This is a genomic window from Paraburkholderia diazotrophica, assembly GCF_900108945.1.
GTDB lineage: Bacteria > Pseudomonadota > Gammaproteobacteria > Burkholderiales > Burkholderiaceae > Paraburkholderia > Paraburkholderia diazotrophica.
On sequence record NZ_FNYE01000035.1, the window covers coordinates 32,342 to 49,086 of the forward strand.

Below are 16,745 nucleotides of genomic sequence, written 5' to 3' on the forward strand. Positions count from 1 at the left end.
GAACTGGTTGCCGAACCGATTGCCGGTGGGGAAGACTACGCCGGCCACTCCAGGCCGATGCCGACTTCGATGAAGGGCACGCCGACGGCTTCGAGTTTATGGACCCGCTTCTGCGCCAGCACGCGCCAGTCTTCCCCGGCATCCGGCGTACGACTCACGGCCCGAAGCTGAACGCGTAGATCCTGTTGTCGCCTGCGATATAGAGCCGTCTGCCCGCCGCCAGAATGGTCGCAAAGTGCCGCAGGCCTGGAATACGGTCTTCGTTCCCACCGCCGGCAAACACGGGCTGGCCATTGTCTCCGCGGAAGCCGTGCAGCTTGTTGTCGCCCTCCGCGCCCGCGATCCACACGATGCGATCTGCCGTGCCGTCGCTGGTCGTGGTGATGGGACTCCCCGCGCCATCCACCCGGGCACACCAGGCGGTGCGGATGCCGCCGCGCGATGCCGCGACGATCTGCAACACGATCAGGCCCGCTCCGCCCTGCCCGGCAGGGCAAGCGACGCCGTTGCCATGAAGCGCGATGTACACGCCGTTCGGCGCCGGATATGATGCGGGTCCCGTTCGGGTCTGCACGCTCGATACCTGCTGAACGTCAAGCGCGCCACCCATGCCGCCCAGGTGGTCCCGATCCAGCATATAGGCCTTGCCATCCTTTCCGAGCGCGACGATCAGCCGCCGCCCATTGACGTCGACCGGCATCGGATTGGTGCCGCCCATATCGAGGTCGCTGTCATCCAGTCGATGCCAGTCGGCAGGCGCAAACGTGTCGCGTCCGCTCGCGGGCGTCTTCAGATCGGTGGCAAGCCGGAGGATAGCTTCGCCGTCGGCCCACGTCTCGATGCCGCTAGTATTGCCCGTCGCGACGAACAGCGCCCTGTCGGCCACGGCGATGCCGCCCGGCGCCCAGATGCCGCCCTTGGGCCCGCGAGTCATCCAGCCGCCAAACACGCCGGGGCTGTCCAGGCGCAAGCCGACCACCCCGCCGTGATAGTTGCCGCAATCGCCAAAATAGCCGCCGTACGGTACGAAAAGCCGGCCTTCCAGAATGACCAGCGCGCCTCGCTCGCTCTGCACGCGCGAATCAAACGACATGCCTCGTGCGCGCAGGCCAGCCGCGACGTCGACGGGCCAACCGGGCAGCACGGAGCCGTCGCGCAAGGACAAGCCATACACGAGATGTGCCGGCTCACCCTGTCGGCCCACCAGCGCGTCGACGTAGAGCTTGCCCGCAGCGGGATCGATGACGGGCGTGCCCGTCACGCCAACGGGATCGACGTTGCCGCACGGCAATGCCGAGCGCGGCACGGGAGGCCCGAGCACCGTACGCCAGACGACACGGCCCGTTGCCGCATCGAGTGCATAGACGATGTTCGCCTGCGTTGCCGCGATCAGCAGTCCGGCCGCCGAACCCGGCGGGCGCCAGTACAGAGGCTGGGCGTAGATATGGCCATCGACCTTGCCGTCGAAGCGGGAGTCGCGATGGAGGTGCGAAGCGCTTTGCCACGTCAGGCCGGGCACGACGTACTGTCCGCTTCGATCGTCCGTGCGGTGGTAGCCGGGAACGGTGTCGACGTCCTGGGCGCGAACCGCGCTCAGACAGGCGCAAGCGCATGCAATGCAGAGGACGAACATCCTCAAGACTGGATTAGCGACCGACACATGCGTCTCCCTTGCTCATCCCTTCGGAACAGCGTCACGCTTGCGGCCACCTGGCTCTATCTTCGATTCCCTTTCCGCCGTGGCCCGCTTCGCTGTGCGAGCGCATTCTATTCTCTTCGAATTGCGCCGGGATATCGCGTTCAGTGTTCCGGCTTCGATGGATAGATCAGCGTTCCGTCAAGCTGCGGTTGCGCTCCGGGTGTCATCGTTGCTGGCTCCACGCGACCGGCGTTCATGATATGCAGCACCGTCTCGCCGCGCTGCAACAGGTAATCCGCGATGATGCGCCGGTGGCATCGCCACCACACGGCTTCTGAACACATGATCACGCACCTTCGCTGATGACCGAGTTCGAGTAGCTGCGCGAGGGCGTCGCGAAATGCGGCGCTCATCGCGTAGTCCGCATAGTTGCGAAAGGCGGGATGCGTCCAGTAGCCATTGGGTGACGGAGCGTCGCCCTTCGATCGGCTGCGCCGCCCGCCCAGCCCGGCAAGGTGGATGTAACCCATGTGCTTGCGACCCAGCGCGTCCGGCAACGTCTCACGATTGAATTGCGGATTAGTGCGAGAACGGGGAATGCTGCGCACATCCACGACTGTCTCGACCTCCGCGCCCGTCAACAGGTCGATGAATTCGCCCAGCGGGTGAGTCGAATGGCCTACCGTGAAAAACGCATTTGACATCGATGTCTCGCGCAAATGATCGCGACGATGCGTTCAGTGTACAGAATTCCTTCTTCGGGACTCGCCGTTCAATGAGTTGATGCAAATACCCGTCTGCTCGAGTCCGGCCTGCGCGCGTCCGGCCGGCGACGTTGAGCGTCCGTCTCACGGCATGGTCCATACTCGCTCAGGCCTGCGCATCCGGAATCGTCTGAACGATCAGAGAAAACAACCGCTGGAAATCCTCGTCAAGCTTTGCGCCTTCAAACGGGTCGCGGTTTGCGCCAAATGCATCATCGAGTTCAATCCAGTCTTCTGTCGTAAGCAATCTTCGTGCGGCGGGAAGGACTATTTCTTCTTCGAGCCGCCTGTGATTTCTGTAAAACGCGGCGTACTCGTTCACCATCGAGCGCAACTGCGGGAAGGCAGATTCGCCCGCCAGTTCGTAACGGGTCAGCGCATGTTCGATGTTTTGTATTCGCCTTTCGCCCTCTACGTGCTGCGCTTCCAGTTCGGCGATCACCTTGTCGAGTTCATGCGTGCGATGCCACAGACGCGCAAACAGATATTGATCTTCCTTCGGATGATGTATCCGTTCAGGATACTCACGGATGTAGTACAGCATCGCCCGGAAGACCATCAGCCCGGGCGTCTTTACGCCATCCCCAAGCAATTCGACGAAATGCTGCATGCCCGCGATGACGACGGCAAGCTGCTGATGCTCTCGCATGATGACCTGAACAGCGCTTCTGGCAGATGGTGTTTGCATGTCACTCCTCCATCGACTCATCGCTGCCGCGCCGTTACGGCCTGGAGTACTCGCATCGCTCGATCAGATGCACGTCCGATCGGCAGACGATAATCGGAGAAAACCTCCGTGCAGCGACTCAAGACAGCGTCGTGAACAGGACGCCGCGCATTCAGGACATCATCGGACGTCTTAGGCTCAATAGATTGATGCTGATCAACCCGAGCGATGAACAAGCAGTACCGGCGAGACTTGTATTGCCTGCACTGTTCGATTGCGATGCATTTGCGGGAGCGTAGGAGAAAGCTGGAAACCCGAAATTGCCGCGGCTGCCACATCGCGTTCGCACAGACTCAACCCCTATTCCGGCATCTGTGCACCACGCCAGATCTGACATTGCTGGCGAGCAACTTCATGCAACGAGTCGTTCGCACTGTAAATACGGCGCAACCACATAGCGTCGCTGAAACCGTCACTCACACTGCGCCTGATCATATCGAGGCCCTCTTCCGCGCCCAGATTCCGCGCATGGCGAGCGATTGCTTCGAGCGTCGCAAGAATGTCGCCCCGAATCGGACCGCGATGGCCCGTCTCCGGGTTCAGGCACACTCCATCGAGCCCGAAGCGGCAGGCCATGAACCGGTTCGTCCGGTAGACCTCATAGTCCCGCTCACTGAGGCGCACGGGCTTTTCATCCAGCAAATAACACGCAACCGTTTGAATATAAGCGGCGATTGCGGCGGCCCATTCCACGCGCAGCGGTGTGTCCATGACACGTACTTCAATCGTGCCGTACCCCGGGCTCGGACGTATATCCCAGTAAAAGTCTTTCAGGCTATTGACGAGGCCCGTTACCGCCATGCGATCGAAATATTGTTCGAATTCGGACCACCTCGTCACGAAAGGCGCTTGCCCAGACAAAGGAAATGGGGCGACCGAATTTAGCCGGGCGCACTGGAACTGCGTATCGCTTCCCTGTACATACGGCGAAGAAGCAGCCAAGGCTATGAAATGCGGAACGTAACGCGACAGCGAATGCAATAGAACAAGCGCCGAATCAGCATCTGGGCAGCCTACATGCACGTGTTGGCCGAAGATCGTGAATTGCTGATATAGCGCCCCGTACAGCCCCATCAGATATTCAGAACGTTCGCGGCCGTCAGAACGCTGGTCGTACCAGTTCTGGAAAATATTGGTGCCTCCGCCGCAAACCCCGACATTCAGAAAGTCGGCTGCTCGAACCAGCGTATCGCGAAGAACCTGCAATTCGCTCCTCACCTGGTCGAAACTCCGGCACACGCCTGTCGATAGCTCGACCATCCCTTCTGTCGTCTCTGGCCTGATCGCCCCAACAAAGTTCTGCTCTCTCACGAGATTCAGCAACTCCGTCGCCGCCTTCGTCAGATTGTAATCGTGGGTATTGACGACCTGAACTTCGAGTTCGACGCCGATCGTGAACGGGTCCGAGGACGCAAATGGTTGCAACATAGAATGTCCTGTTGCACGACGATGCTCACGCTGTGCCTGGCGTGCGAGCCGGCGCTAGCGCATCGGGCCGGGCAAGAGTTTTCAACGGGCACTGCCGACGTGCGGCGCCAACAGCAAGTTCTCTGTCAACCGTCGATGCGGGACCAACGCCGGGCGGGTTCTCTTATTCTACGCGCGTTGGCAGGGCCAAATGGCCCCCGTCGCAGGTGCGCGTACCTTTCGCAGTCGAACATGCGAAACGATGCCGCACACGTCTCTTCCTATTCGCTTTGAGCGTCGTTCATGCCAGCCACCCACGATTGCAGTAGAGGACTGCTTGTCGTGCACTCGCCGCCATCCGCCAGCATGGCGTCGATAAGGGCACGAGCGCTGCGGTCGATGCAGGTGAGAGCGATGCTCTCGGATTCGTACATGAGGGGATCGGCGAATTGACCGATGCGCCTTGGTGTCGTCGTTTGTGCCGACGTCCTTGTGCGCAGCCACCAGGTAACGCAATAGCTCAGCACGAATCCATCGGAGGAGCGGATCGTGCGCGGCTCGATGCGCGCTTCAATGACGAATCCGCGATACCGCCCGACGATGTGATCTTTCATTGGTTTAATCCACAAATCATTGCTTGAGCGGCCGTACCACGCCAACGATGCTGTCTGCCCGATGCTCTCGGGTCAGCGCTTCTCCCACCGGCGAGTGGCTCGCGCAAGCAACCGCATCTGCTGCACTTCTTCGACCTGGCCTTCCGCTCTTCGGGCCTGTTTCGTCCGCGATTGCGCGCGTAAGTTCCCGCCTTGTGCCACGCGTGCCCGCTGCGACGCGTGGCCACCGTCGAAGCACTTCGTCACGTTGCGGCGATCACCGCCCGCTCAGCATCCGAAGGATCTTCTGTACGATGCGCTCGTGCTGCTCCAGCGCCTCATCGAGCGTACGTGCGCCGTAGCTCTCGTTGTCCGGCTCATGGAGCCCGGCAATGCGGGTCACAAATAGCAGGGCATCTCTGGTCCCTGTGTCGGACACACCGCGGAAGCGGGTCGTGACTGTCACGCCGAACTCCTCCATCAACGTGCGACGAAAGGTCAGGTCGTTCTCGGACATCCAGCGCGACCACTCGCTGAAGTCGAATACCTCGACGGGCCTGTTCTTGCCATCGAGGACATACAAGCGTTTGCGTTTGCGCGGGACGCTGCCGGGTTTCATATTTCAATGAGGGTGCGAACGCATGAGCAATGAAGCTGATCGCCTGTCGCCACGACCTCGGGGACGTCGAATCATTGTGGCCGCCGCTTTCACGTGCGATACATCCATCGTATATCATGAAAATTCCTGGCAGCCGCGAAGGTGCGACGCTTCACAGACGCGCGGATTCGTTGACCTTCCGGCCGCGCCAGCGCTTGTGACCGTCTTTTGTGACCGTCTTTTATGACCGTCTTTTGTGACCGTCTGCGTGAGGTCCCTATGACCATGAACCTGACGTCTTCAGCCTTTCGACACGGCGATGAGATCCCCACACGTCATACTTGCCAAGGCGGAGATCTGTCGCCCCCACTGGCATGGACGGGCGTGCCCACGAACGCGAAGAGCCTCGTCCTGATCGTCGACGATCCCGATGCCCCGGACCCGGCCGCGCCCAAAACCGTCTGGGTTCATTGGGTTCTCTACAATATTCCGCCGACGTCCGGCGGCCTTGCAGAAGGTGCTGCGGGAACCCAGGTACCGCAAGGCACGCTCGCAGGCGCCAACGACTGGAAGCGCGCGGCGTATGGTGGCCCCTGTCCGCCCATCGGCCGTCATCGTTACTTCTTCAAGCTGTATGCGCTCGATGCCGCGCTGCCAGATCTCGGCAAGCCCAACAAGTCAGCATTGGAACAAGCAATGAAGACGCATGTGATCGCAGAAGCAGAGCTTCTTGGCACATACCAGAAGCATTGAGTACCGACGCGACTCCTAGCCACCAGGTCACGCGCGCAAAACGGGTTATGCGCAGCATCGCTTGTCAGGCTGAACTGCGCGTGGTTTCGGTTTTCTGCTTCGAGCGCCGGCCGGCACCCGTGTTTGTGAGTACATCGTCAGCGCACTGCAAAAGCCCTCTGATCAACCGCCCACGCGGTGATGTCTTCTGCCACAGCACGCCAAAACGCCGCGGCTCCGTCGGCGTCGGCAAGGCGATTTTTGCGACCTTCAAGGATGCTATCAATGGCGAGACGATATCCGGGACCAGCGACACGCCCAATCCCCGGTCCACCATCATCGCAATCGCCATCAGCGCATTGAGTTCGAACAGTTCATGCGGAACGATGCGTGCGGATCGCAGATATCGATCGGCCTGCTTGCCGCCACCCAGCGACCGGTCATAGCGGATGAACGGCTCGCGCCGCAGCAGTTCGTGCGGGTCCTCGTTTTTCAGCTTCGAAGGCGCGAGCACAACGATCGGCTCCTCTCGAAGCAGATGCCAGTCATACGCCTTGGGCAACGCAAACGCGGGATGCAGGCACACGGCGACATCCAGTTCTCCACGTTGGAGCGTCTCATACAACTCATTCGATGTACCCGCGCGTATCAGCGTCTTGCACTTCGGAAAGGCACGCGCGAATGCAACGAGGACGTCCGGCAACAAGCTGAGCAGCGCCGACGTGATGGTACCGATGCGCAATTCGCCCGCCGTTTCGTCTTCGAGCGCAAACGCTTTCAGATCGGCGAATTCGCGTACCAGGTTTCTTGCGCGCGCGATCACGCGATGCCCGGCTTCCGTCGGAATCACGGTTCGTCCAGCACGAACGAGCAGACGAACACCCAGTTCCCGCTCCAGCGCCTGCACCTGTTGTGCGATTGCCGCAGGCGTTACGCCGACGCGGCGCGCAGCTTCGGCTATCGAGCCGGTATCGACCACGAGCAGCAGATTGTCGAGAAACGCGATGTCCATAAAGATAGAAACACTACGATTTGAAGATAGCTCCAGATAGTTTATCTAAAACATCGGTGTCCGTAGACTGGTTGCCAGGAAATAAAACTGGAAACGCACTCATGAGAAGCAAGCTGTTCGTGCCGGCATCACGGCCAGAACTGTTCGAGAAGGCATTGGCGAGCGCCGCGGACGCCCTCTCGTTCGACCTCGAAGATGCCGTCACGCCCGATCGCAAGCCCCAGGCGCGGCTTGCACTGCGCGATCTGTTATGCGGCGGCGCCATTCGGGATCGCAGGAAGGTGCTGATCGTTCGCGTCAATGCTATTGATTCCCCTTTTTTCGCCGACGACATCGACGCCGTCGTACAGCCGGGACTCGACTACATCAATCTTCCGAAACCCGAAAACGTGGATCACGTGCGCGCCGCAGCGGCTGCGCTCGAAAAAGCCGAGCGGACAAACGGTGTAAGCGTGCCTGTGCGGCTGCTGCTCAATATCGAGTCGCCGGGGGCCTTACGGCACGCGGCGGAATTGGCCGCCGCGCATCCGCGTGTCGCCGGCCTGCAACTCGGACTCGGGGATCTTTTCGAGCCCCTGGGCATCGCACGCCGCGAACCGGCGGCCGTTCAACAGGCGATGTTTGCGCTGCGCGTCGCAGCGGGCGAGGCGAACGTTTTCGCGTACGACTCCGCGTTCGCGAACATCAAGGACGAAGCTGGTTTCCGGGCGGAAGCGCAACTCGCGCACGCGTTGGGCTTTCTCGGCAAAAGCTGCATTCACCCGAGCCAGATCGCGCTCGTCAACGACGTGTTCCGTCCGTCCGATGCAGAAATCGCGCATGCCGTGCGCGTCGTCGAAGCGGCACGCGATGCGCAAGACAAAGGGCTCGGCGCGTACGTCGTCGACGGTCGGATGATCGATCCGCCCTTTGTCGAGCGGGCCCGCGTGCTGGTGCAAAACGCGGCGCGTCTCGAACTGCTGACGGGCGAGCAGCGCGCCGTGCTCGACAGCGCGAGCCTCTGACGCTTGAACACATCGCCGACACACCCGCCATACCCTTTACATGTGCATTGAAAAGAGAATCGAGTTGGAGACAACGATGGAACAACGGCCACATTCGCCGCAGGCCGCTCGGCGAGGTCCGCTGGCAGGTTTGCGGGTGCTCGACCTGAGCGCCTATATTGCCGGTCCCTATGGCTGCACGCTGCTGGCCGATCAGGGCGCCGAGGTCATCAAGATCGAACCGCCGTCGGGCGACAACCTGCGCAAGTATCCTTCGACGCTCGAAGCCGAGAGCCGCGCGTTTCTCGGCGTGAATCGCGGCAAACGCGGTCTCGCACTGGACCTGAAGCAACGGGAGGCGCTCGACGTATTGATACGTCTCGTCAAGACGGCCGACGTCCTCGTGCACAACTTCCGTCCGAGCGTGCCCGCGCGCCTTGGCATCGCGTACGAGCAACTGCGCGAAGTGAATCCGCGGCTCATTTATTGCGCCGTGACGGGTTATGGCGAAACGGGCCCGAACAAGGACAAGGCGGGCTATGACCAGGTCCTGCAAACCATGACGGGCATGTGCACAATGCAAGGTCCGCGTGGCGGTCCGCCTGAAATCCTTTATGGGTCGGTGGTCGATTACTATGCGGCCGCACTCGTCGCGGCGGGGGTGTCGTCGGCGCTCTTCGATCGCGAGCGCAGCGGACTTGGACAGTACGTCGGCGTGTCGTTGCTGCGCAGCGCACTGACGATGCAGTCGGCCCGCATGATCTGGGCCGAAGGCGAGCCGAAGGACATCAGCCGCGACATGCGTTCGGGCGGCATCACGGGCATTCATCCGACGCGCGAGGGCTATCTGTACATTTCGGCGAACACGCCGCATTTCTGGCAGGCGCTGTGCGAGAAGACCGGTTTGCATGCGCTCGCGAACGACGAACGCTACGACACCGTCCGCAAGCGCGCAATTCATCGCGACGAGATCGTGCCGCAATTGCACGCCGCGTTGCAGGCGCGCACAGCACTCGAATGGGAGGCGCTGTTCGGTGACTCGGTGCCGTGTGCCGCCGCGCGCAGCGTCGAAGACATGTTCGACGATCCGCAGGTGCTAGCCGAGGACATGGTGTCGAGCTTCGAGTATCCGGGCGTCGGCCGATATCGCGGCTTCAAGCATCCGATCCGGTTCGGCTCGACGCCGTTGCCCGAGCCTTTCGCCGCGCCCGCGTTCGGCGAGCACTCGAACGAAGTGCTACGCGATGCCGGATGGTCCGACACAGAGATCGAAAATCTTCGCGGGAAGCAGGCCGTGTTGTAGCCGGAGACAGCGATGAATGCAAACCCCCACGCAAACGCTCCGCGCGATACCCCTTTGCGCGCGTGCGATGCGCACATCCACATCTATAGCCGCAGTTTCGCCACGCGTGCCGATGCAGCCGGATTCGTAGAGCAAGCCGATGTCCCGGCATACCGCGACGTGCAGGCGCGCATCGGCACACAGCGCGTCGTGATCGTGACGCCGCGCATCTATGGGACCGACAACGCGGTGACGCTCGATGCGATTCGCCAGCTGGGTATCGCGAATGCGCGTGGCGTGGCCGTCGTGCGTCCCGATGTAACCGATGCCGAACTTGCGAAGCTGCACGAAGGCGGGATTCGCGGCATTCGCTTCACGCTCTATACGCCGGCGAACGCGGTCGTTGGTTTCGACATGGTCGAGCCGCTTGCATGGCGTGTGGCCGAGCTCGGCTGGCATGTCCAGTTGCATTGGACGGCTGCGCAGATCGTCGAACATCAGGCGCTGCTGGCCCGTCTTCCATTGACGATCGTGTTCGATCACTGTGCACGCCTTCCGCTGCCCGATGGGGCGACGCACGCGGCGTTCACGACGGTACGCCGTCTCGTCGATGCGGGGCGCGCATGGGTCAAGCTGTCGGGACCGTATCTCGACTCGATCGACGGGCTTGATGCGCGCTATATCGACGTCGCGCCGACCGCACGCGCCTGGATAGCGGCCATACCCGACAGACTCGTGTGGGGCAGCGACTGGCCGCACGCGACGGAAACGCACAAGCCCGCCGACCCGATGCTGCTGGACCTGCTCGGCGAATGGGCAGACGACGAGACCACGCGCGAGCGCATTCTTACCGACAACGCTGCAAGGCTGTACGGATTCGACAATTGACGGCTGCTGTCTGGACGACAGCGCCGGGTACACAAAGCCCGAACGCACGCAGAACGCGTGGGCACATTTAAAAACCGGAGACACGTGATGAAATCCACCGTTGCGCCCTCTTCCGTGCGCAAGACGCGCTTCACGGAAGCGACGATCAGCCTTTTCGAGCGGACCATTCCCGATCCGTTCGTGCTGGCGATCCTGATTACGTTCATCGTCGCCGTGCTGTCCGCGATATTTGCACCTCATGGATCGTTGGACAAACTGGTAAGCGGCTGGTACAAGGGCTTTTTCGATATTCTCACGTTCGCATTTCAGATCACGCTGGTGCTCGTGACAGGCCATGCGTTCGCCCATGCGCCCGTCGTGCAGCGCGTATTCAAGTCTCTCGTCGCCGTTGCGCGCACGCCCGTGCAGGCCGCGACGCTCACCTTCGTACTGGTCGCCATCGCGTCGTTCTGCAACTGGGGTTTGGGGCTCGTGGTCAGCGCGCTGCTTGCACGTGAAGTCGCCAAACGCATGCGCGTCGATTTCGCATGGATCGTTGCGGCTGGCTTCTCCGGATGGGTCGTGTGGGCGAGCGGCATTTCGAGCTCCATCGCGCTCGCGCAGTCGACACCGGGCAGCGCGATGAACGTCGTGCAGAAAATCACCGGCGAAGTGCTGCCGTTCGGCGCGACCGTCTTCACCCGTTTCAACCTGGTGCCGACGATCGTCATGCTGCTCGCGATGCCGCTCGTTCTCGCATGGCTCAAGCCGCGCGACGAAGACGCCGTCCTGCTCGATACCGGCAAGCATCCCGATGCGCCGCTACGCGAGAAGCCCGAGGGCAAGCTGAGCTTCGCACGCTGGATCGAATATTCGTGGCTCGGCACGGCGTTCATCGGCGCCACCGGCATCGCGTTACTCGTGATCGCGCGGACTCAGCACATCGCGTTTTCGGGGGTCAACGCGGTGATCTTCGTGATGTTCATTGCGGGCGTGATCCTGCATGGCTATCCGCTGGCCTACGCCGATGCCGTGAAAAACGCCGCGAAACAGACGGGTTCGATGATGCTGCAATACCCGCTCTACGGCGGGATCATGGGAATGATGGATGCGACGGGCTTGCCGAACGTCATTTCGCATTTCTTTATCGCCATTTCCAGCGCGCATACGCTGCCGTTCTGGAGCTACGTGTGCTCGCTGATCGTGACGTTCTTCATTCCGAGCGGCGGCGGTCACTGGGCGGTGCAAGGACCGTTCGTCGTGCCGGCGGCCGTCGCGCTGCATGCATCGGTTCCGGCAACGACGATGGCTGTCGCGATGGGCGAGCAGGTGTCGAACATGATGCAGCCGTTCTGGGCCGCCCCTGTCGTCGCGATGGCGGGCATCGGTGTGCAGCGCGTGCTCGGCTTCACGGTGATGACATTCGCCGTCGGCGTGCTCGTCTACGGCGCGGCCTTGCTGCTTCTCGTCTGAAAACCGCCTGCCTGTTCGCGACATGGGTGACGACGGGCCCACCGCTTGCGGCATGCGACGAGGTAAGTCTGCATACGTCGCGAGAAGGGAGATCGACATGGCCAGGGTCATCGAAACGAGGCTGATTGCACAAGCACCTGACGCCCTTTGGAGAGAGATCGGCCGGTTTGGCGCCGTCGGCCTATGGCACCCGATGCTGTCCAGGGTCGAGAGCGAAGGCGAGCACGAAGGCGGTCTGCGCATGGCTGAGGGCAAGGACGGCAGCCGGCAGATCGAGCGCCTGGTCAAGACAGACTCGGAGCGGCACTTCTATCGTTACAGGATGGAATTCACGCCGATGCCCGTTCGCGACTATGTCGCCGAGTTCCGGATCGATGCCAATGCGGACGGCACGAGCACGGTCGTCTGGTCCGCGGAATTCGCGCCGCTGTCGGACGACGAGGGAACGACCAACGTGATCAGCGGCTTTCTGAACGCCGGCCTCGACAACATTGCGACGCTGTACGGCAACGCGCCGATCGCGGATCAGGGACGCACTCGCACAACGCAACGCAATTTTTTCACTTGCCGCACGAAAGAACTCGAAGTGGCCTACGAGGTATCGGGCCCGGCTGACGGACGGCCGCTCGTGCTGGTACACGGCTGGCCGGACGACGTCACGTGTTGGGACAAGACGATCGCGCGGCTCGGTGACAGGGATTTGCGGATTTACGCGCCATATCTGCGCGGATCAGGCCCGACACGTTTCCTCGCTGACAGCACGATGCGCAGCGGCGCGATCGCTGCACTGACGCTCGATCTAACGGAGTTCCTGGATGTGCTGGACCTGAAGAACGTCGTACTGGCCGGCTATGACTGGGGCGCGCGCGCCGCCTATGGCGTCGCTGCGCTGTTCCCCGACAGACTGACAGGCATCGTCGCCGCCGCGGCGGGCTACGCGACCGCGATTCCTCCAGCCGAAATGCCCTATGAGTTGGCGCACGCGTACTGGTATGAGTGGTACGTCGCAACGACATACGGACACAGGGCTTACCGCGACGACCGCGAACGGCTATGCAGATACCTGTGGGAAAGCTGGTCGCCTGCGTGGCCGGACAGGGACACGGAGTTCGACGCGATGGCGGGCTCCCTCAACAATCCGGACTGGGCCGACATCAGCCTTCACGCTTATCGGCAGCGCTGGCACGACGCCGCCGGCGCAAACGGGCACGAAGAGGTTGAGCGACGGCTGGCGGAGTCTCCCACGATCCGTATCCGGACGATCATGCTTCAGGGTGCGGAGGACGGGGACAATATGCCTGTCACGTCCGAAAACAAGGAACGCTACTTTTCGGGCGGCTATGAACGGCGCCTGCTCCCCGGCGTCGGTCACTTCGTCCCGCGCGAAGCGCCCGATGACTTTGCCGACGCGATATGCGCGGTTGCAAAGCGCTGAATAAGGGGAATCCATCTCCTTCTGCAATGCAGGCCAATAGCGGCCCGAGGAGCGCTGCGTGCTCGAACGCCTTTGCAGAAGCAATGAAGGCCGGTGTGCCTATCGTCGCGATCCGTTGCAGCACTCAGCAGATCGTACGCACCGACTAGCCGCGACGCGCCGATGCATCGAAACGGTCTTCGAGGAGGTCGATGTATCGCTGAACCGACGACGCAACGGCCGCCTTGCCATCGGCTTCGATTTCGGCATGACGAAAGCTGCCGTACACGCTCTCATACTCGAAACCGTCGAGCAGCGCCGCCATCGAGCGAACGGTCGAGCCGGACAGCGGCAGATAGTTCGGATAGCTATACATGAACGAGACGTGCGAGCGGTCTGGCGTCACCTGCAGAATATCGCCCGACAGGAGCGTTCCTGCTCCCGAGTTCCAGTGAAGCACGGAGCCTCCCGGGAAATGGCCGCCGAGTCGCAGCAAGGTCATGTCCGATGTAATGGGCAGCGTATCGCCACGCCAGAACTGCACTGCATCGCTATGGCAAACGACCCACTGCCGGTCGGCTTCGTGGGCCCATACCGTGCAATCGAATGCGCGAGCCCACTCCGACATCGTCGAGTAGTAGTGCGGATGCGAAATCGCAATCGCCTTCAGGCCGCCAAGCGCATGAATGAGGTCGACGGTCGCGCCGTCCAGCAGCGCGATGCAGTCCCACAGCACGTTGCCTTCATCGGTTCGCGCCAGCAATGCCCGCTGTCCGATGCCGAACGTCGGTTCCATCCGGATTTCGAACAGATCGCTCCGCAATGCGCGCCAGGCGTTGGCGTGACTTTGACGGAGCGAATCCAGCGACGTCCAGGCCTGGCCCGATGGCGGAATAAACTGCCTGACGTCTTCACAAATCAGACACCGCTCCCGTCGATCGGTCTCGGGGTACTGCGTGCCACACGTTTCGCAGATTCGTTTCATCGGGATTTCCTCCTCGGTTCTGTCCGCGCAATCCGTTGATACGCTTCGTTTGACTTCGTTTAGCTTCGGGAGCCGAAGCACCAATCGCAATGCGTCGCACGCTGTCGTGCATCGAATGAACGCAGCATTGGCTATGCCGCGTCCACATCTTCTGAACCGACGAAACGGAAACGGCTTCTCCTTGGCCGTCCCCGCAGCGAAGCCGGTCACAACTCGCCGACCGTCAAAATCGAAGTAACCCGCGCGTGGCCTGAAACTTGCACAAATACAGCGGCAACCACCGGGGCTTGCGAGAGGAAGTCGCGCCGATGCTCCCCGGGGTTCCCGTTCAGCCGGTAACGGTTCAGACTCCGATGTGAACGCAGGCCAGACGCGACACGCGTAGCAAGAGGCACATGACCCGTCGTTCGGCACGGAGGGCGCAGAATCATGACATTGACGTTCACCCTGATCGATCTGGCCGGGTCCGTCGCGCTGCTGCTGTGGGGTACCCACATGGTGCAGACGGGCATCCAGCGCGCCTTTGGTGCCAGCCTTCGCTCTCTGCTCGGTCGGGCCCTGCACGGGCGACTGGGCGCATTCCTGGCCGGAATGGGTATCACCGCTGCCTTGCAGAGCAGTACGGCGACGGGACTCATGACGGCCGGCTTCACTGCAGGCGGCCTCGTCGAACTGGTCCCCGCGCTCGCTGTCATGCTTGGCGCGAACGTCGGCACGACACTGATCGTCCAGTTGATGTCGTTCAACGTTGTCACGGCCTCGCCGGCACTGATACTCGCCGGCGTATTGATGTTCCGGAAGGCGTCAACCACACGGGCACACGATCTGGGCCGCGTCCTGATCGGCCTGGGCCTGATGCTGCTCGCGCTGCACCAGTTGCTAGGCCTGTTCACGGACTACGAGGACGCGCCCAGTTTACGCATGCTGCTGGGCGCCGCATCCACCGTGCCGCTGGTCGATGTGCTGCTGGCGGCAGGTCTCACCTGGGCTGCGCATTCGAGCGTGGCGATCGTCCTGTTCATCATGTCGCTGTCTGCGCAGAATGTGGTGCCGCCCGATGCTGCGTTCGCATTGGTGCTGGGCGCGAATCTCGGCACGGCCATCAACCCGTTGCTGGAGGGGGCGACCGCAAGCGATCCGGCGTCGAAGCGGCTACCGGTGGGTAACCTGCTGTCCCGGGCCGTAGGCGTCGTGTTGGCGCTCGCCGCAATCGGGCCGCTTGGCCGGTTCATGGTCACGATCGAACCGGACAACGCCCGGGTGGTGGCCGATTTCCATACGCTCTTCAACCTGGTGCTCGCGTGCCTGTTTCTGCCGGTGCTGTCCCCGTACGCGCGACTGCTCGGCCGGCTGCTGCCCCAGCGCGCGGCCCCCACTGACCCGTCGCGCCCACTGTATCTGGACCCGGCTGCACTGCAGATTCCCATGGTGGCGCTTGGCAATGCCGCTCGTGAGGCGCTGCGTCTGGCCGACGTGCTCGGCGACATGCTGGCGGGCGCTCGCGCGGCGCTGGTAGATGGCGATCGCAAACTGATTGTGGAAACCCGGCAGCGCGATGACATCCTGGACCACCTGAATACCGCGATCAAGACTTACCTGACATCGCTCGATCACGAACAACTTGCTGAAAACGATCTTCGGCGGGTGCATGAGATTCTCACCTTCGTTATCAACATCGAGCAGGCTGGCGACGTAGTGGATCTGAACCTGCTCCCGCACGCAACCAAGCGCGTGAAGCGCGGACTCGCATTTTCAAAGGAAGGGGAAGCGGAACTGCTGGCCATGCTGGATCGCCTGATGGCCAATCTGCGTACGGCCGCCTCGCTGTTCATGACGGAGGACACACGTGCGGCTCGCATGCTGGCGGACGAGAAAGTGACCTTCCGGGAAGCGGAATCTACCGCGACCGCTTCGCACTTCGAGCGCCTTCGCTCCCGTCGCATCGACACCGCGCAGACCAGCGCACTGCACCTCGATCTGCTCCGCGACCTGAAACTGATCAATTCGCACATCGTGGCCGCCGCCGCGTACCCGGTCCTCGAACGCACGGGCGCGCTGTTGCCCAGCCGGATTGCCGCAAACGAGATGTGATCGAAAGGACGCGGACTCATACCGCGCTGCACTTGACGGTCGGCCCAGATAGCGCCCGGATCTCTGCGTCCGAACCCGCACCGATCGACCTTGAAGCGCGCACAACAGCGACAACTGCGATGCCGTGAGCGGGAACAGCCCTTGCTGTCGGTTTCGCATCCTCCTCCGGTATACATTT

Annotated in this window: 16 protein-coding genes; 7 read left to right on the forward strand and 9 right to left on the reverse strand. The window is 61.9% G+C overall.

Annotation, left to right across the window (positions count from 1 at the left end; all coding sequences use genetic code 11):
* Positions 1-35: 35 nt before the first annotated feature.
* The 7 genes from BMW76_RS42505 to BMW76_RS31020 all read right to left on the reverse strand — a co-directional run bounded on the left by BMW76_RS42505 (position 36) and on the right by BMW76_RS31020 (position 5,749).
* Complete coding sequence (locus BMW76_RS42505) at positions 36-158, reverse strand: hypothetical protein (protein WP_281248565.1); 123 nt, start codon at positions 156-158, stop codon at positions 36-38.
* The gene (locus tag BMW76_RS30995; protein ID WP_090872175.1) at positions 155-1,633 is read right to left on the reverse strand and encodes an outer membrane protein assembly factor BamB family protein; all 1,479 of its coding nucleotides are present in this window, start codon (positions 1,631-1,633) and stop codon (positions 155-157) included. The genes BMW76_RS42505 and BMW76_RS30995 overlap by 4 nt, the downstream gene beginning before the upstream one ends.
* Positions 1,634-1,800: 167 nt before the next feature.
* Positions 1,801-2,343, reverse strand: a complete 543-nt coding sequence (locus tag BMW76_RS31000; protein WP_090872252.1) for a DUF488 domain-containing protein — start codon at positions 2,341-2,343, stop codon at positions 1,801-1,803.
* 166 nt (positions 2,344-2,509) lie between these two features.
* The gene (locus tag BMW76_RS31005) at positions 2,510-3,091 is read right to left on the reverse strand and encodes a hemerythrin domain-containing protein (RefSeq protein WP_090872177.1); all 582 of its coding nucleotides are present in this window, start codon (positions 3,089-3,091) and stop codon (positions 2,510-2,512) included.
* Between the two features lie 339 nt (positions 3,092-3,430).
* Positions 3,431-4,558: a YbdK family carboxylate-amine ligase gene (locus tag BMW76_RS31010; protein WP_090872179.1), complete on the reverse strand. Its 1,128-nt coding sequence runs from the start codon at positions 4,556-4,558 to the stop codon at positions 3,431-3,433.
* Between the two features lie 260 nt (positions 4,559-4,818).
* Positions 4,819-5,151: a hypothetical protein gene (locus BMW76_RS31015; RefSeq protein ID WP_245763443.1), complete on the reverse strand. Its 333-nt coding sequence runs from the start codon at positions 5,149-5,151 to the stop codon at positions 4,819-4,821.
* Positions 5,152-5,407: 256 nt separating this feature from the next.
* The gene (locus tag BMW76_RS31020) at positions 5,408-5,749 is read right to left on the reverse strand and encodes a hypothetical protein (protein ID WP_090872181.1); all 342 of its coding nucleotides are present in this window, start codon (positions 5,747-5,749) and stop codon (positions 5,408-5,410) included.
* A gap of 258 nt (positions 5,750-6,007) precedes the next feature.
* On the opposite strand from BMW76_RS31020, the gene BMW76_RS31025 reads away from it, so the two are divergent.
* Positions 6,008-6,481: a YbhB/YbcL family Raf kinase inhibitor-like protein gene (locus BMW76_RS31025; protein ID WP_090872183.1), complete on the forward strand. Its 474-nt coding sequence runs from the start codon at positions 6,008-6,010 to the stop codon at positions 6,479-6,481.
* A gap of 64 nt (positions 6,482-6,545) precedes the next feature.
* Here the strand turns inward: BMW76_RS31025 and BMW76_RS31030 are convergent, their stop codons facing one another.
* The gene (locus BMW76_RS31030) at positions 6,546-7,472 is read right to left on the reverse strand and encodes a LysR family transcriptional regulator (protein ID WP_090872185.1); all 927 of its coding nucleotides are present in this window, start codon (positions 7,470-7,472) and stop codon (positions 6,546-6,548) included.
* A gap of 101 nt (positions 7,473-7,573) precedes the next feature.
* On the opposite strand from BMW76_RS31030, the gene BMW76_RS31035 reads away from it, so the two are divergent.
* The 5 genes from BMW76_RS31035 to BMW76_RS31055 all read left to right on the forward strand — a co-directional run bounded on the left by BMW76_RS31035 (position 7,574) and on the right by BMW76_RS31055 (position 13,512).
* A complete protein-coding gene (locus BMW76_RS31035) occupies positions 7,574-8,476 on the forward strand; it encodes an HpcH/HpaI aldolase/citrate lyase family protein (RefSeq protein ID WP_090872187.1) in 903 nt (300 codons plus the stop codon).
* 76 nt (positions 8,477-8,552) lie between these two features.
* Entirely contained in the window at positions 8,553-9,758 is a 1,206-nt protein-coding gene (locus tag BMW76_RS31040; protein WP_090872190.1) for a CaiB/BaiF CoA transferase family protein, read from the forward strand.
* A gap of 12 nt (positions 9,759-9,770) precedes the next feature.
* Entirely contained in the window at positions 9,771-10,625 is an 855-nt protein-coding gene (locus BMW76_RS31045; RefSeq protein ID WP_090872191.1) for an amidohydrolase family protein, read from the forward strand.
* Positions 10,626-10,712: 87 nt separating this feature from the next.
* Positions 10,713-12,077, forward strand: a complete 1,365-nt coding sequence (locus tag BMW76_RS31050; protein ID WP_090872193.1) for a short-chain fatty acid transporter — start codon at positions 10,713-10,715, stop codon at positions 12,075-12,077.
* Positions 12,078-12,174: 97 nt separating this feature from the next.
* Complete coding sequence (locus BMW76_RS31055; protein WP_177200546.1) at positions 12,175-13,512, forward strand: alpha/beta fold hydrolase; 1,338 nt, start codon at positions 12,175-12,177, stop codon at positions 13,510-13,512.
* A 145-nt stretch (positions 13,513-13,657) separates the two neighbouring features.
* Here the strand turns inward: BMW76_RS31055 and BMW76_RS31060 are convergent, their stop codons facing one another.
* On the reverse strand, positions 13,658-14,287 hold the full coding sequence (locus BMW76_RS31060; RefSeq protein ID WP_218162565.1) for an MBL fold metallo-hydrolase: 630 nt from the start codon (positions 14,285-14,287) through the stop codon (positions 13,658-13,660).
* A 618-nt stretch (positions 14,288-14,905) separates the two neighbouring features.
* Here BMW76_RS31060 and BMW76_RS31065 point away from each other — a divergent pair.
* Entirely contained in the window at positions 14,906-16,567 is a 1,662-nt protein-coding gene (locus BMW76_RS31065) for a Na/Pi cotransporter family protein (RefSeq protein ID WP_090872200.1), read from the forward strand.
* Positions 16,568-16,745 lie beyond the last annotated feature (178 nt).